At 62.0% G+C, this 24,687-nt stretch carries 19 protein-coding genes; 9 read left to right on the forward strand and 10 right to left on the reverse strand.

Annotation, left to right across the window (positions count from 1 at the left end; genetic code table 11):
* Both K8U03_18320 and K8U03_18325 read right to left on the reverse strand, forming a co-directional pair.
* The coding region (locus K8U03_18320) for a Gfo/Idh/MocA family oxidoreductase (protein ID MCE9606846.1) at positions 1-926 on the reverse strand (926 nt) is incomplete at its 3' end.
* Between the two features lie 155 nt (positions 927-1,081).
* Entirely contained in the window at positions 1,082-4,108 is a 3,027-nt protein-coding gene (locus tag K8U03_18325) for a TolC family protein (GenBank protein ID MCE9606847.1), read from the reverse strand.
* A gap of 102 nt (positions 4,109-4,210) precedes the next feature.
* Between K8U03_18325 and K8U03_18330 the strand changes: the two genes are divergently transcribed.
* On the forward strand, positions 4,211-4,879 hold the full coding sequence (locus K8U03_18330; GenBank protein ID MCE9606848.1) for a methyltransferase domain-containing protein: 669 nt from the start codon (positions 4,211-4,213) through the stop codon (positions 4,877-4,879).
* A 7-nt stretch (positions 4,880-4,886) separates the two neighbouring features.
* Here K8U03_18330 and K8U03_18335 read toward each other — a convergent pair whose 3' ends face one another.
* The 3 genes from K8U03_18335 to K8U03_18345 all read right to left on the reverse strand — a co-directional run bounded on the left by K8U03_18335 (position 4,887) and on the right by K8U03_18345 (position 8,362).
* On the reverse strand, positions 4,887-5,099 hold the full coding sequence (locus K8U03_18335; protein MCE9606849.1) for a hypothetical protein: 213 nt from the start codon (positions 5,097-5,099) through the stop codon (positions 4,887-4,889).
* A gap of 34 nt (positions 5,100-5,133) precedes the next feature.
* Positions 5,134-6,807 (reverse strand): energy-dependent translational throttle protein EttA, encoded by a 1,674-nt coding sequence (gene ettA, locus K8U03_18340; protein MCE9606850.1) that lies wholly within the window; start codon positions 6,805-6,807, stop codon positions 5,134-5,136.
* A gap of 1,063 nt (positions 6,808-7,870) precedes the next feature.
* A complete protein-coding gene (locus K8U03_18345; protein MCE9606851.1) occupies positions 7,871-8,362 on the reverse strand; it encodes an SRPBCC family protein in 492 nt (163 codons plus the stop codon).
* 15 nt (positions 8,363-8,377) lie between these two features.
* Between K8U03_18345 and K8U03_18350 the strand changes: the two genes are divergently transcribed.
* The gene (locus K8U03_18350; protein MCE9606852.1) at positions 8,378-8,539 is read left to right on the forward strand and encodes a DUF3124 domain-containing protein; all 162 of its coding nucleotides are present in this window, start codon (positions 8,378-8,380) and stop codon (positions 8,537-8,539) included.
* 132 nt (positions 8,540-8,671) lie between these two features.
* Here the strand turns inward: K8U03_18350 and K8U03_18355 are convergent, their stop codons facing one another.
* Positions 8,672-9,754 (reverse strand): glycosyltransferase, encoded by a 1,083-nt coding sequence (locus K8U03_18355; protein ID MCE9606853.1) that lies wholly within the window; start codon positions 9,752-9,754, stop codon positions 8,672-8,674.
* A 729-nt stretch (positions 9,755-10,483) separates the two neighbouring features.
* Here K8U03_18355 and floA point away from each other — a divergent pair.
* The 5 genes from floA to K8U03_18380 all read left to right on the forward strand — a co-directional run bounded on the left by floA (position 10,484) and on the right by K8U03_18380 (position 14,622).
* The gene (gene floA / locus K8U03_18360) at positions 10,484-11,539 is read left to right on the forward strand and encodes a flotillin-like protein FloA (protein ID MCE9606854.1); all 1,056 of its coding nucleotides are present in this window, start codon (positions 10,484-10,486) and stop codon (positions 11,537-11,539) included.
* Positions 11,536-12,327, forward strand: a complete 792-nt coding sequence (locus tag K8U03_18365) for a hypothetical protein (protein ID MCE9606855.1) — start codon at positions 11,536-11,538, stop codon at positions 12,325-12,327. Before floA ends, K8U03_18365 begins: the two co-directional genes overlap by 4 nt.
* 137 nt (positions 12,328-12,464) lie before the next feature.
* A complete protein-coding gene (locus K8U03_18370) occupies positions 12,465-13,385 on the forward strand; it encodes an NAD(P)-dependent oxidoreductase (protein ID MCE9606856.1) in 921 nt (306 codons plus the stop codon).
* Between the two features lie 131 nt (positions 13,386-13,516).
* The gene (locus tag K8U03_18375) at positions 13,517-14,251 is read left to right on the forward strand and encodes a DUF2293 domain-containing protein (protein MCE9606857.1); all 735 of its coding nucleotides are present in this window, start codon (positions 13,517-13,519) and stop codon (positions 14,249-14,251) included.
* An 11-nt stretch (positions 14,252-14,262) separates the two neighbouring features.
* Positions 14,263-14,622 (forward strand): RidA family protein, encoded by a 360-nt coding sequence (locus tag K8U03_18380; protein ID MCE9606858.1) that lies wholly within the window; start codon positions 14,263-14,265, stop codon positions 14,620-14,622.
* A gap of 79 nt (positions 14,623-14,701) precedes the next feature.
* Here the strand turns inward: K8U03_18380 and K8U03_18385 are convergent, their stop codons facing one another.
* Both K8U03_18385 and K8U03_18390 read right to left on the reverse strand, forming a co-directional pair.
* The gene (locus K8U03_18385) at positions 14,702-19,162 is read right to left on the reverse strand and encodes a discoidin domain-containing protein (protein MCE9606859.1); all 4,461 of its coding nucleotides are present in this window, start codon (positions 19,160-19,162) and stop codon (positions 14,702-14,704) included.
* Between the two features lie 123 nt (positions 19,163-19,285).
* The gene (locus K8U03_18390) at positions 19,286-20,335 is read right to left on the reverse strand and encodes a YhdH/YhfP family quinone oxidoreductase (GenBank protein MCE9606860.1); all 1,050 of its coding nucleotides are present in this window, start codon (positions 20,333-20,335) and stop codon (positions 19,286-19,288) included.
* Positions 20,336-20,624: 289 nt separating this feature from the next.
* On the opposite strand from K8U03_18390, the gene trxA reads away from it, so the two are divergent.
* On the forward strand, positions 20,625-20,951 hold the full coding sequence (trxA, locus tag K8U03_18395; protein ID MCE9606861.1) for a thioredoxin: 327 nt from the start codon (positions 20,625-20,627) through the stop codon (positions 20,949-20,951).
* Between the two features lie 135 nt (positions 20,952-21,086).
* On the opposite strand, the gene K8U03_18400 is transcribed toward trxA, so the two are convergent.
* Positions 21,087-21,551 carry a hypothetical protein gene (locus K8U03_18400; protein MCE9606862.1) on the reverse strand — a complete coding sequence of 155 codons (465 nt, stop codon included), beginning with the start codon at positions 21,549-21,551 and terminating at the stop codon, positions 21,087-21,089.
* Between the two features lie 246 nt (positions 21,552-21,797).
* Here K8U03_18400 and K8U03_18405 point away from each other — a divergent pair, with 246 nt between their 5' ends.
* Positions 21,798-23,720: a hypothetical protein gene (locus tag K8U03_18405; protein MCE9606863.1), complete on the forward strand. Its 1,923-nt coding sequence runs from the start codon at positions 21,798-21,800 to the stop codon at positions 23,718-23,720.
* A 15-nt stretch (positions 23,721-23,735) separates the two neighbouring features.
* Here K8U03_18405 and ilvE read toward each other — a convergent pair whose 3' ends face one another.
* A complete protein-coding gene (gene ilvE / locus K8U03_18410; GenBank protein ID MCE9606864.1) occupies positions 23,736-24,596 on the reverse strand; it encodes a branched-chain-amino-acid transaminase in 861 nt (286 codons plus the stop codon).
* Between the last annotated feature and the right edge of the window lie 91 nt (positions 24,597-24,687).

Genomic DNA, 24,687 nt, shown 5'->3' on the forward strand with positions numbered 1-24,687 from the left:
AAATCGTAGAGGTTGATCTGCGTGTTCGGGGTTTGGCCTTGATCCATGTAGCCGACCCGACCACCGACGCTGACGACGCTCTTCGGCAACGTCGCGCCGGGAATCATCCAACGGGCGATGTCGGCTTGATGCACCCCTTGGTTGCCGAAGTCGCCGTTGCCGAAATCCCAGAACCAGTGCCAGTTGTAATGCACGAGGTTGCCGTGGTGCGGTTGCTCCGGAGCGGGGCCGAGCCAGAGATTGAAATCGATTTCGGCCGGCGCCGGCGTAACCGGTTTCATCCCGATGCTTTTGCGTGGCTTGTAGCAGAGCCCGCGCGAGACGACGAGCTTGCCGAACGTGCCCGCCTTCACGGCCACGGCCAGTTCGCTCCACGCCTTCGAGGCCCGATTCTGCGTCCCGTGCTGCACGATGCGGTTGTGCTTCCGCGCGGCTTCGACGGCGATGCGCCCTTCGTGAATGTTGTGGCTGCAAGGCTTCTCGACGTAGACGTCTTTGCCGGCCTCGCAGGCCCAGATGGTCATCAGCGCGTGCCAGTGGTTCGGCGTCGCGATCGAGACGGCATCGACGTTCTTGTCGTCGAGCGCCTTACGAATGTCTTGTACTTGTTGCGGCTTGTCGGTCCGCTTCTTCTCGTCGATCTTCGAGAGATGCTTGGCGTAGGTTCGCGTGTCGGGATCGACGAGGTAGGCGACCTCGACATCGGCCATGTTGAAATATGCGCCGGTGTGCGCATGGCCTCGGCCGTTCAAGCCGGCGACGGCGACCCGCACGCGCTCGTTGGCTCCGATCGCGCGACCCGACGATTTCGTGCCGCTGATGACGAAGCTCGAGCCGAACGTCGCGGCCGCGATCGCCGTGGTCGAGGCCTTCAGGAAATCGCGACGGGGAGTTTGCGCGGTGGTCTTGCGAGGAGAGCGTGCCATGAGAAAAACTCCTGAAGTCGATGGCGAAGCGGAAGGGAGACGAACGGGGCGGGACGAACGGGATCAGTATAAGAGGAACCTCGGCCTATTGCCGGCTTTTTCCAGTCACCTGTGGTGAGTGCCGCTGCGCGATGAACTCTTTACAGTAGCCATCATTAAGGCGGCGGCGGTGAGCCGAACAAAGCCTGTCCCGATCGGGCCGGCTTAAGCGGCGCGGGCGGTTCCACGACTCTCTCGACGGTGCCCTCGCTCGGCGGCGCGAGCTCTTCTTCCGAAACGATGCGCGTCTTCGATGCCGTGCGCAGCGGCCCGGCGGGCGCTACGTCGGCGGTCTTCGGTTCGTGCGTGGTGCGGCGCGCGCCGCGCGCGGGAGGCGTAGCCGGCTCGCCGCTCGGGGAGTTGAGTCGCGGCAACTGTTGCTGCTGTTGCGGCGGCGGAAGCACGGGTGGTTTCGGAATCGCCGGCATCAGATCGCCCCCGGCGTCGGGGTCGACGTCGAAGTCGCGACGGCGCGGCGCAGGGAGTTCGTTCGCCGTTCCACCGGCGGCGTCGCTGGGAACTTCTTCTCCCGTCGGCGGCAACCGGTCGAGCGCTTCGTACCATTGTTGCGGCACGTCGGGCGGTAGTTCCTCAGGCGGACACATCTCGGCGTTCGCCAGCAGTTCGTCCAGCGGGCGATCGATCCAGAGATTGTTGTCGTCGAGTTGCATCAAGCCGAGCTCGCGCACGAGGATCATGCGCGAGGCGTAGTGGTTGAGCCATACGCTCATGAAGTTGTTCTGCGAGCCCTGCAAGTCGTTGAGCGCGGTTAAGAGGTTCAAGGCCGCGGTCGGGCCGAGGCCGGCTGCGGCGGTGCCCGGCTGTACCGGGTCGGGCGGCTTGCTCAACACTTCGCGCGTCTGATCGACGCGGCGCGCGGCGATGACCACGGCGCGGCGCTGGATTTCGAGATTCACTTCGAGTTGCTTCAACGTCCGGAGCGTCTGCCGCAACGATTGGTTCACCGTATCTTCGTATTGAATATACGTCCGGCGATCACGCTGGTACTCGATCAACGCCGAGCGATAGTTGTTTCGTTCGACGAGCCGCGTGAACGGAGCGTCGAACTGCAAGCCGGCCCGGAGCGTACCGGTCGACGACTGGAACTTTACCGGGTTGTCGCCGCGCGTCGAGAGGTTGCCGTCGATCGTGATGTTTAAGGTCGAGAGGAGCGAACGGGCGTTGTACGCGATCAAGCGCCAAGAGTCGACGAGCGCGGCGCGGTTGTTCATCCAATCGAGACGGTTCGCCCGCGCGATTTGCAGCCCGAGCTGCGGATCGAGCGCGATCGGGTTGAGCGTCACCGATTCGAGCCGCGACCGGACTTGCACCAGCGACGATTCCTGAATCAACGATGCCAGCCCCTTCGCCGTGACGACGAGCGAGTCGGTCGTTTGCTTGCGCGTGGCGGGCGCGAGCGTGGCTCGCAGCTTGACCGCTTCGGCGGCGTTGAGGCCGAAGGCCGCTTCGAGATCGGCGAACGTCGCTTTGCTCTTAACGAGATCGGCGTCGAAGATCGCACTCTCTTCGGCGGTCATCGTTTGCCGGCGCGCATCACGCCCGGCTTCCCAGCGCTTCAAGTCGTCGCGAATCAAGTTGAGATTGACGGCCGTTTCCTTGCGGAACGCTTCGAGCCGGTCGAGGGCCATCGTGAGAATGTCGAGGTCGGGCGTGAGGGGCAAGTTGCCGAGTTCGTCGACGAAGTCTTCGACCCGTTCGTAGAGCGCGTTGGTCTTGGGATCGATAAACTGGAATTGGCGAATCAATTCATCGTCGAGCGCCATCGGCAGATCGGGAGGAAGGCCGATCAACGTGCGAACGTAGGTCTCCGTCGCGTTGTCGCGCGTGATCTCGCTTTGCAGCAACGTCGCTTTCGCGGTTTCGATGTTCTGGCGGAATTGATCGACCTGCGCGATGTCGATCGTGCCGGCTTCGAGGTTGGCGAGCAGCAGCTTGAGCGTGCGGAGTTGGGCATTTAGGTTTTGACGCGAGTTACGGATCTGCTGCGTCTGCTGGAGCAATCCGATGTAGCCGCCGATGGTTCCCGCCCCGCCGCCGGCAAACCCGGAGCCGACCGTTCCGCCGCCGACGGCGTTGCCGGTTCCGCCGCGACCGAAGCCGGTCGCATCGCCGACGCCGCCGAAGCCGGTCGAGCCTTGGCCTGTGAACCCGGTAAGGCCTGTGCCGCCGAAGAACCCGCCGCGGCGTTGGGCACCGGTCGTGCCGCCGTCGCCGACCGCGAGATTGGTGTAGAAGCCTTGCCGATAGCGCTCGAAGGCGCGCAAGTTGGCGAGCATCCCGCGCTCGACGATCGTGAGCTGCTCGAGAATGAAGCGCCGTCCGCCGGCGCGCAAGAGGGGCTGAATCAAACTGAAATTGAGAATCGTCGTATTCGAGTTCGTATCCGGGCCGGCGAATTGCCACACGATCGTGTTGATGAAGCCGACGAACAATTGACCGCCTGCGGCGAACTGGCGCTGGAAACGCAGGTTGTCGTTAATGCCGAGCGTGCTGCGGGAGAGACCGCCGGCGCTCGGGGCGTTCTTCGCTTGTTGCGTGTAGAGTAGCGGGTTGATGCCGCCGAAGAATTGCGTGTCGAAACGGAAACGCTCCGTGCTGACGTCGAGCGCCGAGAAGTACAGCTCTTCCAATTGCTGACGATAGTCGGGCTCGTTGACGATCGCCATCCGCACGGCGCCGTTGAGCGTGAGGTTTACGGTGCCGTCGTCGTCGACATCGGCGTAGGTGGCGAGTTGTTGGCGCCAGTAGGGACTCTGCACCGCCTTCAAATCGCCGTCGACGTGATAGTTGCGCGCCCCCTTCATGCCGTCGACGACGTGCATGAAGACGTGTGAGTTGGGATCGTCGGGAGGCATCGGCGGATGATCGGGATTCGTCGGGTCGAAGTAGCGACTGCGCGGATCGTATTCCAACCGGAAGTTCGGCAGACCCCAACGGCCCGGCATGTTCTTCTGATCGAGGATGTGCGTGACTTCCCGATCGGCTTGCTGGCGATAGTACGTTCGCGTGCAGCCGCCGGCGCTGCTAAAAAGTAGGCCGAGCGCGCAACTGAAAAACAGCGCGACGTGCAGTCGTTGCCGGCGTGCGGCGCATGGCTCGGTAGTGACGCTAGGCATAGTCATCGACGATAGATTCGTCTGGCACTATGCGCAAACTTTAACGGTTCGAGCGACTTTGCGGGCACGTGCGGTAAGTCGAACTAAGTTCTTACGAAAGTGTTATCGATGGCCGATTCCGAACGAAAACCGACGACGACTGCGGAAGATTGGCAACGCCGCTACGAGTTGGAAGAAACCCCTTGGGATAGCGGTCGCGTCGAGGTCGAGCTTCGTCGGTTGATCGAGAGCGGCGAACTGATAGCAGATGCGAACGGATCTGGGCGTGCGATCGAGCTCGGCTGCGGCACCGGAACGAACGTGGTGTATCTCGCAGAGCAAGGCTTCACGACCACCGGCATCGACTTCGCGCCACCGGCGATCGCGCGAGCCGCTACGCGTGCTTCGCAAGCTACGTTCACGCCGCCGCTGCGCGCACCGACGTTCCTTACGGCCGATGTGACGAAGCTCGATGCGGTTGCGAAGCCCGACGGAGTCACCGGCCCATTCGATTTTCTGTTCGATCGAGGCTGTTACCACTGCATCCGTCGCGCGGGCCAACTCAGCGGCTATCTGGCGACCGTGCGGCGGTTGATGCCGGCCGGTTCGCGGCTACTGATCCTTGCCGGCAATCCCGACGCCGGCGAAGTGGGCGGGCCACCGAAAGTGACTGCCGCGGAACTCGCCGGCGACTTCGAGAAAATCTGCCGCATCGATCGTTTGGTTGCGCGACGTTTCGAAGAGTCCGATGGCTCGTCCGGCCCGCTCGGCTGGAGCTTGCTGATGACGCGCCGCTAAGCGAACGTTACTTCTTCTTCGCCTTGGTCTTCTTCGCAGGAGCCGGCTTCGCGGCAACTTTCGGTGCTGCGTCTTTCTTGGCGGCCTTCACCTTCACGTTCGTCTTCGCGTCCTTCGCTTGCGGTTTCGCGGCCGCTTGGGCCTTCGCGCCGCTCGAGCCGAACACGTTGCCCCAATTGGCCGAGAACTTCTTCGTCGTTCCGGAATGCAATACGGTCATCGTCGTGAGCCTTGGTGGAAGTGCGTGAGCGTTTCTAGTGCGCGAGTTTCTTATACTTGAAGCGGGCCGGTTCGTCTTCGTTCTGGCCGAGGCGGCGCTTCCGTTGCTCTTCGTACGTTTGGAAATTCCCTTCGCACCAATGCACATAGCCGTCTCCCTCGAAGGCGAGGATGTGCGTGGCGAGGCGATCGAGGAACCAGCGATCGTGGGAGATCACGACGACGCAGCCGGAGTAGTTTTGGATCGCTTCTTCGAGCGCGCGGAGCGTGTCGACGTCGAGATCGTTCGATGGTTCGTCGAGCAGCAAGACGTTTGAGCCGCGACGGAGGAGCTTCGCCAAATGCACGCGGTTGCGCTCGCCGCCGGAGAGCGTTCCTACGAGCTTCTGCTGGTCGGAGCCGCCGAAATTGAGACGCGCGACGAACGCCCGCGAGGCGATCCGCTTGCCGCCCATGTCGATATTGTCGAGACCGTCGGAGATTTCTTCCCACACGGTCTTGTTCGGATCGAGCGCGTCGCGGTTCTGATCGACGTAGCCGAGTTGCACCGTCTCGCCGACTTTGAGTTCGCCGGAATCAGGCGCTTCTTGGCCGACAAGCATGCGGAACAGAGTCGTCTTGCCGGCGCCGTTGGGGCCGATGACGCCGACGATTCCGCCCGGCGGCAGGCGGAAGCTGAGGTTATCGATCAGCACCCGATCGCCGTACGACTTCGTGATGTTCTTCGCTTCGATCACCAACTCGCCGAGCTTCTTGCCCGGCGGGATCTGCATTTCGAATTCGCCTTCCTTCTCCTCGACGGACTCCGCGGCGAGCTTTTCATAAGCGGTGATGCGGGCCTTGCTCTTCGCTTGCCGCGCCTTGGGAGACATGCGAATCCATTCGAGTTCGCGGGCCAAAGTTTTGCGCCGCGTGGCGGCTTCTCCTTCTTCCTTCTCCAGGCGAACTTGCTTCTGCACGAGCCAGCTCGAGTAATTTCCTTCGAACGGGTAGCCTCGGCCGCGCTCGATTTCGAGGATGTACTGCGCAACGTTGTCGAGGAAGTAGCGATCGTGCGTCACGGCGACGACCGTACCGGTGTAGGCGGCCAAGTGGCGCTCGAGCCAGTTGACGCTCTCGGCATCCAAGTGGTTCGTCGGCTCATCGAGCAGCAGTAGGTCGGGCTTCCAAAGCAGCATCTTGCAAAGGGCCACGCGCCGCCGCTCGCCGCCCGAGAGAGTCGCGACCGGGGCATCGCTCGGAGGTAATTGCATCGCATCCATCGCAATCTCGACTTGCCGATCGAGTTCCCAAGCGTTCAAGAGGTCGATCTTGTCTTGCACGCGGGATTGCTCGGCGAGGAGCTTGTCCATCTTGTCGGCGTCCATCGGCTCGCCGAGCTTCGCGTTGATTTCGTCGAAGCGGTTCAAGATGTCGCGCGTCGATTGCACCGCTTCCTGCACGTTGCCCCAAACGTCTTTGTCGGGATTCAGCTTCGGCTCTTGGGCGACGTAGCCGACGGAATAGCCGTCGGTAAGCTTGGCTTCCCCTTCGAACTCTTTATCGAGCCCGGCCATGATCTTGAGCAGCGTACTTTTTCCGGAGCCGTTCTTGCCGAGCACGCCGATCTTGGCGCCGGGATAAAACGAGAGCCAAATATCCTTGAGCAGCTCGCGCGTGCCGAACTTTTTATTGAGGCCTTGGATCTGATAAATGTAGTGAGTGCCCATCGGCGACGGCTCGGCTTTATGTAGAGAAGGAATCGGTAGCAGGGAGACAATCGGGCATTTTATCAAATAAGGGGGCTCGCCGGGAAGAGGTCGGAGGTCAGGGGTCGGGGGTCGGAAGAGAGAAAGGAGAGGAAGCCGCTCGTCGGCGGCGCGGTTCGCTTGCGGTTTCGCGATTTGCGCGCGACACCGCCCTGATTCGCGCGATGTTTTTCGCGCGTGAATAAAACATCTCGAAAAAAAGATTCGTGCGCCGGCTCCGACGTTTCGGTCGGGCATCTTGTCGAACGTGTCTGCGCAGAACTGCATCCCGAGCGAGCGGTCGGCGCTTGCGATAGCCGCCGACACCCGCGGAGACGACGCACCGGACGACGCCCGAGGAGCGGCCGCGCTCCGCAGAGCGCCCCTCCGTTCGCTCCGTCGAGTTCCGAAGAACGCGCGGCGAAATCATTCGCCGGCCGTCGCGCACGTCATCCGCACGCGCGACGTCGCCGAAGCCCGACGTGCGACTGCCGAGCTGCGAGCGATACGGCGCGGAAGCGGAGCGCGAGTGGACCTCGGTCGCGCTTCGTTCCGGTCGATCGCCCGTAGGCCGTGAGCCGCAGGCCGCAGGCCGGGATGAGGCCCGAATACGCGCACGACGCACAAGCCGAAGCCTGCACGGCGCGAGCGGAGTTCGGTAACCATCGTCGCCTTGCGCCGACCGTAGTTCACTGAAGAATCCACGACTCGAACCGTTGCGGCCCGCCGCGTCGCATGACGACACAGTGGTCCTTCCGCAGTTCCCGGTTCGAGCGGTCGACTAGTCCGTGGCCGCGCGACGACAAGCGGCGTCACGCAGTCGCGGACATTCACACGGCGATTCGTCGTCGCGATGCAACCGCTCTCCGAAGCGAGCGGACTATCTCGTGCGCCGCGACGTGTCGAAATCTCTCGAAGATCGGAGTCACGCCCCATCCACGCCGCCGATCATCACACGCAAGTGCGACGACTTCAAGAAGACTATTTAGGCCGGCGGCTTTCGGATCGCGACTTTCGGGCGACGACTTTCGAGCGGCAACTCGCTTCACATTCCTTTCGGCCACGAGCGGGTCGCTTCGAGCGACTCGCCCGTTTCGAGCAAGCTCTTGAGGCTCGAGAGGATCATCGGCCAGCCGCCGGAGACCCCTTCGATGAGCTTCGAGTTCGGGAGGTCGATGTCGTGCGTCACGGTAAGTTTGACGACTTCTCCCATCGTTTCCAGAACATAGGTCATGCGCGAGTAGCCTTCGGCCTTCAAGTGTGGTTGGAATTCGTTGCGCCAGGAGAGGACGAGCCGCTTCTCCGGTTCGATTTCCAACACCTCGCCGCTGTCGCCGACTCGGCCGTCGGGAATCATCAGCTTCCACGACGCGCCGACTTTCCACGCGCAGTCTTGCCATGTTTCGACCCAGAATCGCCGCGTGAGTTCCGGATCGACGAGCGCTTGCCACAGCTTCGCGGCGGTCGTGCGAATGTAGATGACGTACATGAACTTCGGCTTCGGACCGATCACGTCGGGCGTTTTCGATTCAGCCATCGGTTTGTTCCTCGAGTGCTTTTTAAGATCGGCGAGCGCTTGCACGCGGCACCGGTCGTACTTGCCGATCCACCGATTCGCGAGCTCTTGAATCGGCAGGGGATTGAGATAATACAGGCCGGCGGGCTCGGCGCGAACTTCATCGTCGCGTGGCAAGCCGATGCCGAAGTGAAATAGCCCGCTCGTCGAAGCCCTGATGGTGAACGCTTCGCACTATCTCGGGATCGCGTTCACATCCGCCGGCAAGGTGATGAAGCGCTTGGGCGCGAAGACCGACTAGCGCTCAGCGGCGCTTAGGTTCAGCGGCTCTTAGAGGATCTTATGCGCACCGGAGTCGGCCGTTACGAATTCATCGATGCTTTTGCGACTGTTCTGCAGCGCTGCTTCGTCGCGAGGTTCTGCTTCGAGGCTGGGGATCACCGGCTTTTGGCCGTCGTGATGGCGACCGCGCAGGAAAGCCCAGAGAAGCTTCACGGCCGATTTGCAGCCTGAAACCGAGGCTATTTTGCGGCGATGGTAAGGGCCGAAAAACCAGCGCCAACCCTGCGACAACAGACCGAGCTTCGCCGCTTGGCCGATCGCGACCGTCGAACGTTCGAGCATCCACTTCCGATAGAGTTCTTGATTCGGAACTTTGTCCCGCAACGAGTCGGCATACGCGAAGGCCATCACCGCCGAATTTCCCCGCGGAGATTTACTGAGCGAGCCTTCGGTAAGGTGATAACAGTGCAGGTACTCATCGCAGAAGTAGAACGCACCTTCGGCCCGTTGCGCAAGTTCTACGTTGTAAACGAAACCGCACGCGTTTCGATAGCGCGCGGCCCATGCATAGGAAGCTTTGTGGGCCGCCTTAGTCCGAATCATGAAGCCGGAGTCCGGCATCTGCTGCACCACGGCACTGGTCAGCGTGTCGTGAATGAGTCCGCGGTATTTCTCGCGGCGGTGGTAGTAGCGATTCAAATCTTCCGTTCGTTTCGTGTTCTTCTGGCCTGATCCGTCGACGATCCAACTTCGGCCGAACGCGACGATCACGCCGTCTTGCGCGAGCGCCTGCGACAGCGTCTCGATCGCTTTCGGCTCCACCGTGTCGTCGTCGTGGAGCAGCAAGATGGCTTCCGCTCGGACGTTCGCAAAAAGGTTGGCGATGTTGCGCCCTAGCCCCAGGGCGGGTCGATTGCGAAACAGGCGTAAGGGGACACCTGCATCGTCTTGCAAATGACGAATGAATTCGGCCGTCTCGTCGTCTTCGGAGTCGTCGCCGATCAAGATCTCGAAAGGGAGCTGCGACTGGGCAAGCACGGATGCGATCGCGCGGCCTAACAGCGTGGAGCGCGCGCAGGTCGGAATGCAAACGGAGACTCGCAGCGGCGCGCTATCCGATCTGTCGTTCATGGTGAACTTCACGCGCTTCGACTAGCGGAAAACAGATCGAATATTTCCGATCGATCTGCTTCGGCTACGATGATTCATGAATGATCCCAAGCGGCTTCATGCCACACGGCGATTCAAGTTCTACGAACAAACCACCCGCGATGAGTGTTTTTAACTGTTATTGAGTCCTTTCATTTTAGTGACCGCGTAACGCTGCTGCATCAGTTACGTCGATCATTTTTTGATTTATATTCAATTCTTTTCACTTACGAAAATTAAGGTAAGAAATCGCTCTGCGATTAAGATGCGATGATTCGCAAGTTATTCGATTGAAATGGTTTGTGGTGATATAGTCGTGAGCGTTGCCGTGCTAAGCCTGTCCAATTTAGTGCGACGATATGTCGCAGTGAATTCCACGGATCAAATCGCCGTAAGTGTCTGAAGGCGAATCGGTGGTCGGGGGGGGAGGTAAAGTCGTGTTCGATTTCTACCGTAGGGATAAATCAGCAAACGTGAAGCTTGCTAAGCAGTAAGCTCTAAGCTCCGGCTCTGTTTCGTCAATGCCCGCCGTGCGGGAGCCGGCTAAGTGGTCATCCAAAGAGAAAAAGATGCGGGCGAATTCCGGGTCGGCCATCCCGTCGCCGTTCGCTTGACAGCCCCCTGCGGCTCGGGGACGATTCGTTTGCCTGTCGCTGAAGTTTTCTTCAACGCTCGCCCCTTCGCGCTCTCCCTTCCGCCATGAGATCCACCATGCCCGTCCTTTTCGGTGCCGATACGACGAACGCCTTAGTGATCATCGGGCTGATCGTCGTCATCATCATTTTCCTGATCCTGTTTTTGGTCTTCGCCAAATACTTTCGGCTCTGGATCCAATCGGTCACGACCGGCGCAGGGATCGGCATTTGGGATCTCGTCGGCATGACGTTTCGCAAGGTTCGGCCCGACGTGATCGTGCGCAGCAAGATCATGGCGGTGCAGGCCGGTCTGGGCGAAGAAACCGGCCTGACCAGCAAGGCGCTCGAGGCCCACTACCTTGCCGGCGGCAACGTGGCGCTCGTGATTCGCGCTATCATGGCGGCCAATAAAGCGAAGAATATCCCTCTCGATTTCCGGCTTGCCACGGCCATCGATCTCGCCGGCCGCAACGTGCTCGAAGCCGTGCAGACGAGCGTCTATCCGAAAGTGATCGACTGCCCCGGCGCGAACTCCGGCAAGGAATCGCTCGACGCTGTCGCGAAGAACGGGATCCAACTCAAAGTGAAGGCCCGCGTCACCGTGCGCGCGAACATTCGCCAGTTGATCGGCGGAGCGACGGAAGAGACCATTATCGCCCGCGTCGGCGAAGGGATCGTCAGCGCGATCGGCTCGTCGGCGAAACATAGCGACGTACTCGAGAATCCCGACCGCATCTCGAAGGCGGTGCTCGCCCGCCGGCTCGATTCGCAAACCGCGTTTGAGATCGTCTCGATCGACATCGCCGATATCGACGTCGGCGACAACGTCGGCGCGAGGCTGCAAGCCGATCAGGCCGAAGCCGACACGCGCGTCGCTCGGGCCAACGCCGAAGGCCGCCGCGCGATGGCCGTAGCCGAAGAGCAAGAGAACATCGCCGAGATCGAGCAGAGCCGCGCGAAAGTGACCGAAGCCGAAGCACAAGTGCCGAAGGCGATCGCCGACGCGATCCGCTCCGGCAAGCTCAGCATCATGGACTACTACAAGCTGCGCAACGTGCAAGCCGATACCGACATGCGCAGCAGCATCGCCGCGGCGGGCAATCCGCGCAACATGCAGAGGGCTCCGTCATGATCGCCGCGTGGGTCCTGTTTGCCGCCGATTGGACGCAACTGATCATCTGGGTGGTGATCATTTCCGTCGGCCTGCTCAACCAACTGTTCGGCGCGAATAAGAAGAAGCCGCCGCAAATGCCGCGGCAGCCCGGCGCCGGCGGAGCGGGAGGCGCCGCGCCCGGTCAGAAGACGCTGCTCGACGAAGTCGAGAAGTTTCTGCAAGAGGCCCGCAAGGCGACCTCGCAATCGCATACGCGCCCGCCGCAACAGCAACCCCGCCCGCAGCAACAACCGCAGCAGCAGCAGCGGCCTCAACAGCAAGTCGCGCGACCTCTGCCGACGCAACAAAAGCAACCGAAGCAACCCGGCAAGCGTAAGAATCAGCAAGCCTCGGGCCAGCAGCCGCCGCGCAAAGACGACAAGCAGCCGCAGCGCCGCACGTTGGCCGAGCAGTCGCGCTTGAAGCCGCAGGAGTCGACTCGCGAGCTTGATGAAGTGCGGCTCGGCGGCAACGTCGGGCAGCATGTGCAAGAGCATCTCAACACGAACCGCTTCGCCGAACGAGCCGGCCGGCTCTCGCATTTGCAACAGACCGTCGACACCGATATCGGCGGCCATGTGCATACCGTGTTCGACCACCAGGTCGGTTCGCTCAAGGAAGGCTCGGCCGCCGGTTCGACCACGAACGATACGCCGACCGGCCCGAACCAAGTGGTGCAGCTGATCGCCATGTTCGCCGACCCGATGAGCATGCGCAACGCGGTCTTGATCCGCGAGATTCTTGAGCCGCCGACCCATCGCTGGTAAGTTTCGCATCTGCGCATCGTCGCCGCGGCTGCCGCGAGCGTGTTCGCCTCGCCGTTTCCTTCGGCCGGCGCAATGGCCGATTCCCGCCTTGAATTCCTTTTCCATTCCGACAATTTCATCAGAAGGTTGAGTCGCACATGAGCGTCGTCGAAATCGTTCCCGGAAAAACGCGCCTCGGTTGGATCGGCACCGGAGTGATGGGCAAGAGCATGGCCGGCCACCTGATGAGCAAAGGCTTTTCGCTGACGGTCTACAATCGCTCGCAAGACAAAGCGCAGCCGCTGATCGAAAAAGGTGCGAAGTGGGCCGCGACCCCGAAGCAAGTCGCCGAGCAAAGCGACGTCGTCTTCTCGATCGTCGGCTTTCCTTCCGACGTGCGCTCGGTGCTGCTCGGTAGCGACGGCGCGCTCGCCGGCATCAAGGCCGGCGGCATTCTTGTGGACATGACGACCAGCGAACCTTCGCTCGCGATCGAAATCGCCGAGGCGGCGAAGGCCAAGGGAGTTCACTCGGTCGATGCTCCCGTTTCCGGCGGCGATATCGGTGCCCGCGAGGCTCGGTTGTCGATTATGATCGGCGGCGACAAGGCCGTGGTCGAGGCTTTGCAACCCTGTTGGGAAGCGATGGGCAAGACGATCGTGCATCAAGGCCCCGCCGGCGCCGGCCAGCATACGAAGATGGTCAACCAAACGCTCATCGCGGCGAACATGGTCGCGCTCAGCGAAGGCTTGCTCTATGCGTATAAGGCCGGGCTCGACCTCAACACCGTGCTGCAATCGGTGTCGACCGGTGCGGCCGGTAGCTGGTCGCTCCTGAATTACGGACCTCGGATGATCGCCAACAATTTCGATCCCGGCTTCGCGATCGAGCACTTCATCAAAGACATGGGGATCGCGCTGGCCGAGTCGCGCCGGATGGGAATTGCGATGCCGGGCCTCGCGCTCGCCAACCAACTTTACATCTCGCTGCAAGCCCAAGGCCACGGCCGCGACGGCGTGCAAGCGATGCAACTCGCGCTCTGCAAGCTGGCGAACGTCGATTGGAAGAACCGGAAGTAAATGACGAAGGTCGAAGTCCGAATGACGAAAGAATGACGAAGGTCGAAGCACGAAGGGTCTTTTCGTCATTCCTGCTTCGGATTTCTTTCGTCATTCGAGATTCGACCTTCGTGCTTCGTTAAGGATGAACGATGCCGACGCAAACAAGAATCGTCGCGCCTGGTGCGCACGCGCGAAGCGTACGCACCGCGCAAGGACAAGTCATCGAAGCTCCCGCCGATTGGGCGCTCGTCCCGCCCGGCGATCCCGGCCTGACGCGGCGCATCAAGGCCGCCGGGCCTTCGTGGACCGTGCAGGAGAAGCGTCGCAATAAGATGTTTTCGCTCGGCGTTTGGGCTCCGGCCGGCATCGTCGCGAAGATCCGCGCCGACTTGGCCGTTGAACGGGCCGACCCGGCGTATGCGAAACGCAAGGCGGCCGATGCCGCGCGGCGCGACGTGAAGCAGACGGCCTACGTCGAAGATTTCGGTCGGGCCGTCGTCGACTTCTTAGCCTTTGCGCCGCTGCATGCCTCGCTCGCCGAGCGACTGGCGAAGGTCGTCGCAGCGCATGCCACGCCGGTCGGCAGCGGCACAGTGGCCCGCACGGAGCGCATTCCGATCGAGCGTCGGGCCGAAGCGGCGGTCATCGCCTGGATGCGTCATCAGACGACCGGCTACGACGATATGAAGATCGCCCGCGTGCGCGGCAAGCGGCGCGAGGTCCGGCGTGAATTGGCCGAGCGCTCGCGGCGAATGCTCGACGCGTATCGCCGCGGACTGAAAATCGATCCGCTGAATTGCCCGCTGCAATTGGCGCTGCAACAATCACCGCAGCCGGCTACCGTCCAACCGTCGCCGCTTGCGATTTCGCGATCTCAACGCTAAGGAGTTCGTGCATGCTTCCCGACATCCAACGCCTCGGAACCGGCCGGCATTGGTCGGAGATCGTGATCCACGCCGGCACCGCGTATTGGGCCGAAGTGGCCGACGACCCGGAGCAAACCTTCGCCGGACAAGTCTCGCAGATTTTGTCGCAGATCGACGGCGCACTCGAACGGATCGGCTCCGACCGGACGCGGCTCTTGCAGATCGTCGTCTATCTCGCCGACCTGGCCGACATGCCGACGCTGAACAAACTCTGGGACGAATGGATGCTCCCCGGCCACGCCCCGGTAAGAGCCTGCGTGCAAGCGGGCCTCGGCGTGGGCTACAAACTAGAGATGGTCGTCACGGCGGCGAGCCTGCAGGAAAAGTAAAAAGTCGGAATGCAAAACGCAAAACGGTCGGAGCAATGTTCTAAGGCAATCTCACTTTTGCATTTTGCGTTTTTACTTCTTACTTCCCCTTCAGTGTTTCCAGATACGCCAAGATCGCCGTGAGGTCGTCCAGCGTCAGTCTGTCGGCTAGGCCGGTCGGCATGATCGAGAGTTCTCGTTTGCCTCGCTCTTCGATCGACTTCTTCGGGATCACCTTCGACACGCCGTTCTGGTTGCGCAGCTCGATCTCGTCCCCCGACTCGCGCACGATGAACCCTTCTTGCGATAGCCCGTCGTCGGTGACGACGTATTGCGTCTCGAAGCCTTGCGCGATCTTCGCGCTCGGCTTCAAGATCGACTCGACGAGCTCCTTGCGCGGGTAGCGCGTGGCGATGCCGCCGAGAAACGGCCCTTTCGGCGGTTCGTTCGCCGCGACGGCGTGGCAGTTGATGCACCCTTGCTTGCCGAACAGCTTCGCGCCGACCGCCGCGTTGCCGTTTCTGCCGAGCACCTTGGCCTGCACCTCGTCGAAGTTGAGTTGCGCGATCGTCTTCGCGTCCTTCGCCCGATCGTCGAGGCGGAGCTCTTTGGCGGCGTGTTCGGCGGCGGCTCGAATCGGCTCGCTTTCGCTTTTGCGCAGCGCCAATACGCGGTCGGCGAAGGCGTCGGCATCGGTGAGCGCGATCGCGCGCAGCAGGTCGGGCGTCAACGCCGGCGTTTTCCAGCCTTTTTCGATTGCGCCGTTCACGCGCTCCCGAGCGGCCGGCGGCGTGTTGGCTTCTTGCGTCATGATGAGCATCACGGCGAAGGCGAGCGTGCTTCGTTCCGGCACCGAGCCGAAGGCGAACCGCTCGAGCTCATCGAGGTTCGGCGGAATCGCGACGGCGCGCAGGAACTCGGTTCGCGCGGTTCCGAGCTGCGGCTTCGCGCGGATCGCTGCGCCGTCGAGCCGCGCGAACGTGCCGAGCGCCGTTTCCAATCCGCCGGAGTTCGCCCGCCGCGTCAGCAGGCCGCAAGCGGCGATCCGTTCGTCGATCGGTGCGCTTCCATCGAGCGCGATCGACGCGACGTAGTCTCCCGCATACTTCAAGAAGTTCAGCTTCGTGCCGAGCAGCCGCAGCATCGCCGGCCGCTCTTGGGGGTGGCTTTGCATATAGGCCGTCAACGCGCGATCGGCGCCCGACAGCTCGAATCGATTTCGCAACGCCTCGACGGCGAGCCAATCGCTCCACGCGGCGTCTCCCCGGCCGCGCAGGGCTTCCAGCGCCGTGCCGATCCGCTTCGTCTCGCTCCACGCCACCGGCTTGTAATACGGCCCGGTCGTGTCGGGCCGAGTGCTCCACCACGTGCCGTCCCACACGTCTTCGCGGAAGTGCAACCGGCACAGGGCCGACGCAACGAGCCGACGTTTCGCGTCGTCGCTCTTATTCGTTTCCAGCGCAGCGAGCAAACCATCGACGACCTTCGGCTCGTGCAAACCTTGCAACACACGGCAGCACCCGGCGAAAAGCTCGGGCTTCGTCGCCGGATCGCTAAGCGGCTTCAAGCATTCGTCGATCGCTTTGAGTTGCACGAGGGCATTGATCGCGACGTGCGCGACCGTTGGATCGGCATCGGCCGTGAGTGGCACGATCGAACCATTCAGGGCACGCAGATCCAATCGCGCTATGGCCGATGCAGCGACGAGCCGCGCTCGCGGGTTGGATATGCCGAGCGTGGCGACGAGTGCAGTCGGTCCATCGCCTTGAATGAAAGTCTCGCGGCCATGCGGGCTATCGCTTAGCGCACGAATCCAAGTTTCGATGGTTTCCGGCTCGAAGTCATCGGATGTGAGCAGAGGCGTGAAGGGCGGGAATTGTACTTGCGTGAAAACCGCTGCGGTACGAGCTGCAAGATCGATATCGGAGCGGCTGTGCTTCCGAAGATCCTCGGCAACTTGCTTCGTCTTATTCGCAGCCATCGTCTTGCTACGGCGCAACAGCTCCCGCTGCGAAGCCAATCGCTTCACGCCGCTCGGGCTCGCGATCCCGGCGATGAGCTCTTCATCGCTTTGCTTACGCAAATCCGGAAACACCTCCGGCTGCGCGTCCTTCTTCCGCACTTTCAACAGATACCCGACCATCGGGCCGGAATAGGTAAAGCTGCCGTCGCGCCAGCTGGAGATGAACAGGTTTCCCATCCCGTCGACGTCCATATCGGTCGGGCGGGGGACGGAGATGAACGTCTCTTCCTTCGCCTCGAAGGTCGCACCCTTCGGCGTCAGAGGATGGCGCATGATGCCGCTGCGGCCCCATTCGACGGTGTATAGCCCTCGCCCGAGCTCCGGCCCGAACGCTTGCGGCTCGTCGAGATACAGGGCCCCGCACGGCGAGCCGCCGCCGTAGTCGGCCAGCGGCTCGACGAACTCGCCGGGGAAGTTCATATAGAGCCGCGGATAGCCGTAGTTGCCGAGCGGCACCACATGGCTGAGCCGGACGTTCCAGCCGCCGCCGTCGTTGGTGTTGTCGCGTGTGAAGAGGTTCATGAACGGATCGATCGCGACATCGTAGATGTTGCGCTGCCCGACGGAGACAAGCTCCAGGCCCGAGCCGTCGGTGCGCACGCGTGCGACTCCGCCGCCGTGCAGTTGTTGCTCGCGCCCGTCTTTGCCGCGGGCTTTAATGAAGCCGTAGTCGCCGACGGCGATGTAGATCCAGCCGTCGATGCCGAGGCGAATGCCGTTCGTGGTGTGGTCGGCGCCGCGGAAGTTGAGATCGAACCCGATGCCGTCGACGAGCGTTTCGCTGGTGTCCGACTTGCCGTCGCCGTCGGTGTCGTGAAACACGGAGAGCTTCGGCGGGTGGAGCACGTAGAGGGAGCCGTCGTCGTAGATGAGCCCGCGCGGCGAGTCCATCTTGGCGAAGTCTTGGAACCGGTCGGCGCGGCCGTCGCCGTCGGTGTCGATGCACTTCACGACCTTGCCCCGATTCGGAGCCCGATCGAGCGAGCCGTTCTCATCGACGCCGACATAGAGCTCTCCCGTCGGTGCCGCGGAGAGGCACGTCGGGTACGACACGTTCGGCGGCGCGGCGAACACGAGCGCTTCATAGCCGACGGGAACCTTCACGCCGGAGAGCAACGGATCGGTGTGGGAACTGGCGCGCGACGCCGCGGCGGGAGCACCATCGACCGTCGATGATGATCCCGTCGGGACGTCTTTCGTGCCGAGAAGTTCGAGCTCGAACAGGCTGGCCCATTGCTGCTCTTTTTGGCTCACGACCGTGAGCCGGACGTAGCGCACGTCGCCGGCCTTGAACCGATGCAAATGCAACTGATTCGGCGGGGCGTCGGCCGTTTGGTCGACGAGCATTTTCCAAGCTTTCGTATCGGCCGAGCCTTCGAGCCGGTAGCGGTAATCGCTCTTCCCCATCTCCCACACGATGCGGCAGCCGGTGAGCTCCGTCGGCTTGCCGAGATCGACCTGGAGCCATTCGCCATGCTGGGCGCCGTCGGCACACCAGCGGGTATCGAAGCTCCCGTCGACCGCCCCGGCCGTCTCGTTCCCTCCTTGGAACGATGAGGCGGTGACGGGCTTGTTGAACGCGACGTTTTCCTTCGTCGTGCCATTTCCAGGCGAAGAGCCGGTGCCGAGCGAGGCGCCGTCTTTCTTCGGCGGAGTCGCTTGAGCGGGCGCCTTTTGCGGCTGCGGGCCCTTCGCTTGCGGCGGCTTCAGCTGATCTTGCCACTCGAACTTGTGCGTCGCGGCGTCGAACTTCTTCAGATACTCATCGGCCGGCTTATCGCAGGCCCAGAGCAAGCCGCGAGTGACCATGTCGAGATAGCGCGGATCGGCGCAGGTGTAGCTGTTGTGGCCGAGCGTCGTCGCGAAGACGCGGGTCTTATCCTGATAGTTGTTCGTCCAAGTGACGACCGCTTCGACGTCTTTCTCGGTGCCGTCTTTTTGCTTGATGTGTTGCTTCCCCTTTTGCAACGGATGGGCCGAGTCGAACACCTTCACGTTGTTGTATAGTTCTTCGTTGATCGTCGTCCATTCGGGCGTCGCTTTCAGAGACGGATGCGCCGCGTCGACGTTCGTGATCGAGATCGGCTCTTGCGGGCCGTGGCCGGTCGAGTGGACTCCGCAGAACTTAAACCATTCGTCGGTGCCGCTGCGGTAGCAATGCATGGCACAATGCAAGAGCACGGCTGGAGTGCCGGCCTTATGCGGCGCGAGTACTTTGTCCATCCATTCCTGTTCCTTCACGCTCGCAAAACATTCGTCGTGCAGGATTACGTCGAAGCCTTTGGCCCACTCGGGATCTTCGTAGAGCTTGATCTTGGCATCGGTCGAACTGCCGCCGTCTTGCACGACGGTGAACTCGACATGGGCCCGAGCCGAAACGCCGTCGGCGATGATCCGCTTTTGAAAGGTGTAGTCGTGGCAACAACCGCCGACGATCAGAAGCGCCTTAAGCGGCTTCGGCGGCTCGGCAGCGCGAGCACTCGGCGCGAAACTGATCGCCGCGAGCGCGAGGAGTGCGAGAGACGTGAACTGTTTCATAGCGAATGTCCTTAAAAAAGGAGACGGGAGAACGATGCGAGCCCTAACACGATAGTTGCCGCCGTGGGCGCAGGGAAGCGCCGCAGCGCGTGCCGCACGGCAATTCAAGCGATCGAAACCGGCTTATGCCGTCGGGCGAACGATCACCCGACCGGTGACGCCACCCTTGAGAATGCGCTCGACTTGCGCCGGCACATCGGCGAGCGCCGCTTCCGTGGCGAGTTCGGCGAGCAGCGGCAGGCGCCAAGCGTCGGCGAGGTTCGACCAGATTCGCTCGCGCTGCGCCTGCGGACACTCGACCGAATCGATGCCGACGAGGTCGACCCCGCGCAAGATGAACGGCATCACCGTGAGCGGCACGTCCACACCGCCAACGAGTCCGCAAGCCGCGACGACTCCCATGCGGTTCATGCTGCGCACGAGCGTCGCGAGCGTGATTCCACCGACCGTATCGACCGCGCCGGCGAAGCGAGTTTTCAGCAAGGGCTTCGTCGTCGCATCTTCGACATCGGCGCGGGCAAGAAATTGCTTGGCGCCGAGCTTGGTGAGCAACTCCTTCGCCTCGGCTTTGCCTGTGACCGCGGTTACTTCGTAGCCGAGCTTCGCGAGCAGCCCGACGGCAATCGAGCCGACCCCGCCCGATGCGCCGGTGACGACGACCTCGCCGCTTGCCGGGGCGACGCCGCGCGCGATGAGCGCTTCGACGCATTGCGCCGCCGTGAGCCCTGCCGTGCCGTAGATCATCGCCGCGCGCGGATCGAGCTTCGACGGCAGCTTCACGGCCCACGCGGCCGGCACGCGCACGTAGCCGGCCATGCCGCCCCAAGTGTTCTGCCCGAGGTCGTGTCCGGTGACGACGACGGCATCGCCGACGCGAATCTCGGTCGCGGCGCCTGCCGTGTTCGCGACCGCGACGACGGTCCCCGCCGCATCGATGCCCGGCACGTGGGGGAACTTTCTGGTGACGGCGGGATTGCCGGTCGCCGAAAGGGCGTCTTTGAAGTTCAGCGAGGAATACGCGACCCGAATCAGGAGCTCGCCCGGGGGCAGTTCGTCGATCGACTTGGTCGTGATTTCCCCCCGAACCCCGGCGGCGTCCTTCGTGACTAAGTAACAAGGGAAGCGAACGTCGCCGGCGGGTGCGTCGTTCGAGGATGGGGCGGCGTGCGACATCGGCGTGGTTCCCTTCATGTCGGAGCGAAAGTCGGAATACGACGGCGGAGCGAACCATTCGAGCCGCTTTGCCGTAGAAAGCAACCGCCGTAAACGTCGAGACAAGTCGATATCTTACGGCTTCAAACCGCAATTGCGTGTAGCGTGTAAGAACTTCGGCTGGCCTCGGTATATCAGTGAGAGGGGCAGGTCGGGACTTGGACGACAGCCCGGTGGACCCTATAATTCGCCTGCATTACAACTTCGTCGCCAACAGCCAATCAATAACTTTTCGTTGAGGAGTAGTCTCATGGGTGCCAATACGGTCGAATTCACGGATGCGAATTTCGATGCGGAAGTACTTAAATCGGGCCAAGCCGTGTTGGTCGACTTCTGGGCTCCGTGGTGTGGCCCTTGCCGTCAGATCGCGCCGATGATCGATGCCTTAGCGGCCGAATATGCCGGTTCGATCAAGGTCGGCAAGGTCAACGTCGACGACAGCCCGCAAGCGGCCGGAGCTTACGGAGTGCAAAGCATTCCGACGTTGATGATCTTCAAGGGTGGCGAAGTGGTCGATCGCTTCGTCGGTGCGAAGCCGAAGAGCGTGCTGCAAGCGGCGCTGGATGCGGCTAAGTAAGCAGGGGTCGGGCGTCAGGGGTCGGGGGTCAGAAAACCAGAAGTCTTCTCGCGGGGAGGAGGCTGGGCCGAGGTGCTGCCGAGTTGCGGCGCTTCGGTCTTGCTTCCTCCTCGCGGTTTTTTATGCCCTGAGTCGCTAGCTTTTGTTAACGAACTCTAAGAACTGCTCCGCAGACGTAAATCGATGTGATTCGGCTTCTGCTCGTCGAGCTTCGATTTTATCGAATAGGTTCTTTGTCGGGCGCACATCCAAGCGTCTCACTCCGTATTCCGTGTCGATCCATAGTAGGGATTCGTCGCCAGCGGAGAATTCAAACTGCTTTTCGTTTCGGAAGCGAACTCTCCAGAGCTTGAGATCTCTCAGATACTCCAAGTCCAAAGGATAATCTGAAAGAACGAAGAGGTATTCCGCCTTTGCAGGGAAGATTCCGCGCGCTCGCCAAGCATATTTCGTCTCTAGATTTCCAAAGCTTCGGTAGTGGGCCTCACCTGTGCCACCCGAACTGAGCAAGCTCCAAAGAAGCGAAATCGCCATCATTCCGATAATGACATTGAGCGCAGTTCGGAAGTACGGTGACCTTTCCGTTTGGACTGCGGCCATCTAACACCGTGGTGGTGGACGTGAGCGTTTTTCAGACTGCTAGTCTAACGTTAGGGAAGTTCAGCACCACATGCATCGCCGGCGGCGTTAATCTTTCTGCAAAATCTCCAAACTGCCGTCAACTTCATCGCGCCGATTGCCGATTTACGTGGCTGTAAGACTTTGCCGGTTGTGGCGATTGCGCGGCCCTCGGGCTGCTAGCGTCGACACGACTTCGGCGACCCGATCAGCGGCGCGAGGTGCGGCATGGCGAAGAAAACGCGGAACGAAACCCGATCGCGAACCACGGACGAAACCGGCAGCCGGTTCTTGTCGACCGATACGCGCGTCGACCCGCCGCACGGAGAACGCCGCGAGGCGGAAGACGCGCTCGCCGGCGACGAACTTGCCGACGATGAACTCGGCGAATCGGCCCACGATGAGTCTGCCCACGACGACGCTTTGCTCGACGACGCGACGGTGCTTGAAGACTCTTCCGTCGATGCGGAAAGCGATGCTCAAGAACTCGACGAGGTCGAGCCCGTCGTCGTCGACTTGGAAGCGGTCGAGTTGTTGCGCAATCAGGCGCGGCAATTGGCCGTGCATCTGAGGTCGCGGCAGCAAGAGTTGGATCGTCGCGAGTCGGAGTGGCAACGGCAACTGGCGCTGCACGATCAAGATCGTCGCACGGCGCAGGCCTGGCTTACCGAACGCCGGTTGGAGCTGGCCGACCGCGAGTCGGGCTTCGCGGCCCGCGAGGCCGAGATCGAGCAACGCTACATCAAGCTGACGGAGATCCAAAGCGCAGCGACCGACGTGTGGAACGAAGTCGAAGCGGCGCAGCAGGCCCGTGATGAAGCGCTAAAGGAAATCGCCGACTTGGCGGCACGGCGCGAGCGCGAATTCGAAGAGCGCACCGCACAGGTCGCAATGGAAGCCGGCGCGGCGATGGCGGCGCAGCGCAGTGCTCTGGCGGAAGTCGAAGCGCGGCGCGAAGAACTGCAAGCGACGATCGACGACGTTCGCCGGCAGCAAGCGGAAATCGCTTCGCAACGCGCCGCGAGTCTTAACGAAGTCGAAGAGACCGTGGCTCGACACTACGAAGAGCTCCAGCGGACGAAAGCCGACTGGCAGGAATCGGTGCGACTGAAAGCCGCCGAGCACGAAGCCTTGGTGCTGGCGCGCGACGAAGCTTTCGAGCAGCGGCGCGCCGAGTTGGAACAACTGGCGATCGAGCATCAAACGCAGATTCAAGCGGCCCGAGCGGAAGCGGAGCGGAGCGCGCTGCGCACGAGCGAAGAGCTGCGTGCCGAGCAGATCGAAGCGGCGCGCGTGCTCGAAGCCCGGCACGAAGACCTGCGCCGCCGGCGCGAAGAGATTGAGCGCACGGCCGCCGAGCCGAGCGAATATCAAGTGAAAATGCAGGCCGAGCTCGACGAGCGCGAAGCGGAGCTCGGTCGACGAGAATCGGCCGTCGGCGAACAGGAGCTACGATTGAAGTCGGCGATGATCGAGTGGGAGCGACTGCGCGCGGAGTTAGAAGAACAACGGGAGCGATTGGCCGCGCAAAGCAGAAGCGACCGACTCGAAGCGGCGGAATTGCGGCGGCGCGCGGAAATGGAGTTGAACGAGCGGCGCGAGTCGCTCGAACGCCACGGCGAACAACTCGATTTCCGCCGCGCCGCGATTCGCCGAGAACAAGACGAGCTCGCCGCCTCGCAACGCGAAACGCTCGAGATGCGACTCGCCGCCGAAGAACTCTGGACGCAGCTCTCGGGCAGCGTCCCGCCGGCCGCTTTGACCGAACAAGTGGCCCGTCTGCGGGGCAAGTTGAGCGAGCAGTATCGCTTGGTGCAGATCGATCTTTCGGCGCAGGCCGGCGAGCTCGAATCGTTGCGCGTCGACCTCGCGAACGAAAGCGAACGGATGCGGACGCAATCGCTCGAATTGCGGCGTTGGGCCGATGCCCGGAGCGAAGAGATCGAGCAGCAAGCGGCCTATCTCACGCACCGCGAAGCGGAACTCGAACGGCAAGACTCCGATCTGCTGCAGCGCGGCCAAGCGTGGCGACAAGAGCGGTTCCAACTCGAGCAGGAAGTTCGCCGACTGCAAAGTGAACTGCGCCGCGCAGGCCTGGAACTGCCGCCGCAACCCGCGATGGCGGAACGCCGCCGCGCGATGGCGATGTAGTCTCCGAGGCGAGCACTATTGGCCGCGCGTCAGCTTCTTGAAGCGGGCCATGAGGTCGCGCGTGATCGGGCCGGGTTCGCCGTGGCCGATCGTGCGGCTATCGACCTTCACGACCGGAATTACTTCCGCCGCGGTGCCCGTCAGGAAGCATTCGTCGGCGATATAGACATCGTGCTTCGTGAGCGGAATCTCGCGCACTTCCAAGCCCGCCTCGCGTCCGAGTTGGATCACGGCGTCGCGCGTCACTCCTTCGAGAATGCCGGCCTCGATCGAAGGGGTGAGCAACTGCTTGTGTCGGATCAAGAAGATGTTGTCGCCCGTGCATTCGGCGACCTCACCTTTGCTGTTGAGCATCAGCGCTTCGATGCAGCCGGCTTGCAGCCCTTCGATCTTCGCGAGGATGTTGTTCAAGTAATTGAGCGACTTGATGCGCGGCGACAGGGCCGCCGGATGGTTGCGAATCGTGCTCGCCGTGATGATCTGGAGCCCCTTCTCGTAGAACTCCGGCGGGTAGAGCGTGATCTTGTCGGCGATGATGATGATCTGCGGATCGCTGGTGCGCGTGGGATCGAGCCCGAGGCTCCCCGCGCCGCGCGTGACGACGAGGCGGATATAGGCGTCGGACAGATTGTTGACGATCAACGTCTCGAGCACCGCGGCCGTCATCGCTTCGATCGAGATCGGGATCTCGAGCCAGATCGACTTCGCCGACTCGTAGAGCCGGCGCAGATGCTCTTGCAGTTGGAAGACCTTGCCGCCGTAGCTGCGCAACCCCTCGAAGATGCCGTCGCCGTAGAGCAGCCCATGATCGTAGACGCTGATCTTGGCGTCGGCTTTGTCGTAGAACTTTCCGGCGATGTAAATTTTGAGAGACATGGGGGGAAGGGGTCGGGGGTCAGGGGTCGGGGGGCAGTTCGGAAAAGCACGAGGCGGAACGGATGCGAAAGACTCAGGTGTTTTCTCGCGG

Source organism: Planctomycetia bacterium (assembly GCA_021413845.1).
Taxonomy (GTDB): Bacteria; Planctomycetota; Planctomycetia; order Pirellulales; family PNKZ01; genus PNKZ01.

Excerpts from the sequence above, each read along its gene's own strand:
- K8U03_18325 (MCE9606847.1), bottom strand. The coding sequence starts at position 4,108 with ATGACTATGCCTAGCGTCACTACCGAGCCATGCGCCGCACGCCGGCAA.
- K8U03_18330 (MCE9606848.1), top strand. The coding sequence starts at position 4,211 with ATGGCCGATTCCGAACGAAAACCGACGACGACTGCGGAAGATTGGCAA.
- K8U03_18335 (MCE9606849.1), bottom strand. The coding sequence starts at position 5,099 with ATGACCGTATTGCATTCCGGAACGACGAAGAAGTTCTCGGCCAATTGG.
- ettA (MCE9606850.1), bottom strand. The coding sequence starts at position 6,807 with ATGGGCACTCACTACATTTATCAGATCCAAGGCCTCAATAAAAAGTTC.
- K8U03_18345 (MCE9606851.1), bottom strand. The coding sequence starts at position 8,362 with ATGGCTGAATCGAAAACGCCCGACGTGATCGGTCCGAAGCCGAAGTTC.
- K8U03_18355 (MCE9606853.1), bottom strand. The coding sequence starts at position 9,754 with ATGAACGACAGATCGGATAGCGCGCCGCTGCGAGTCTCCGTTTGCATT.
- floA (MCE9606854.1), top strand. The coding sequence starts at position 10,484 with ATGCCCGTCCTTTTCGGTGCCGATACGACGAACGCCTTAGTGATCATC.
- K8U03_18365 (MCE9606855.1), top strand. The coding sequence starts at position 11,536 with ATGATCGCCGCGTGGGTCCTGTTTGCCGCCGATTGGACGCAACTGATC.
- K8U03_18370 (MCE9606856.1), top strand. The coding sequence starts at position 12,465 with ATGAGCGTCGTCGAAATCGTTCCCGGAAAAACGCGCCTCGGTTGGATC.
- K8U03_18375 (MCE9606857.1), top strand. The coding sequence starts at position 13,517 with ATGCCGACGCAAACAAGAATCGTCGCGCCTGGTGCGCACGCGCGAAGC.
- K8U03_18380 (MCE9606858.1), top strand. The coding sequence starts at position 14,263 with ATGCTTCCCGACATCCAACGCCTCGGAACCGGCCGGCATTGGTCGGAG.
- K8U03_18385 (MCE9606859.1), bottom strand. The coding sequence starts at position 19,162 with ATGAAACAGTTCACGTCTCTCGCACTCCTCGCGCTCGCGGCGATCAGT.
- K8U03_18390 (MCE9606860.1), bottom strand. The coding sequence starts at position 20,335 with ATGTCGCACGCCGCCCCATCCTCGAACGACGCACCCGCCGGCGACGTT.
- trxA (MCE9606861.1), top strand. The coding sequence starts at position 20,625 with ATGGGTGCCAATACGGTCGAATTCACGGATGCGAATTTCGATGCGGAA.
- K8U03_18400 (MCE9606862.1), bottom strand. The coding sequence starts at position 21,551 with ATGGCCGCAGTCCAAACGGAAAGGTCACCGTACTTCCGAACTGCGCTC.
- K8U03_18405 (MCE9606863.1), top strand. The coding sequence starts at position 21,798 with ATGGCGAAGAAAACGCGGAACGAAACCCGATCGCGAACCACGGACGAA.
- ilvE (MCE9606864.1), bottom strand. The coding sequence starts at position 24,596 with ATGTCTCTCAAAATTTACATCGCCGGAAAGTTCTACGACAAAGCCGAC.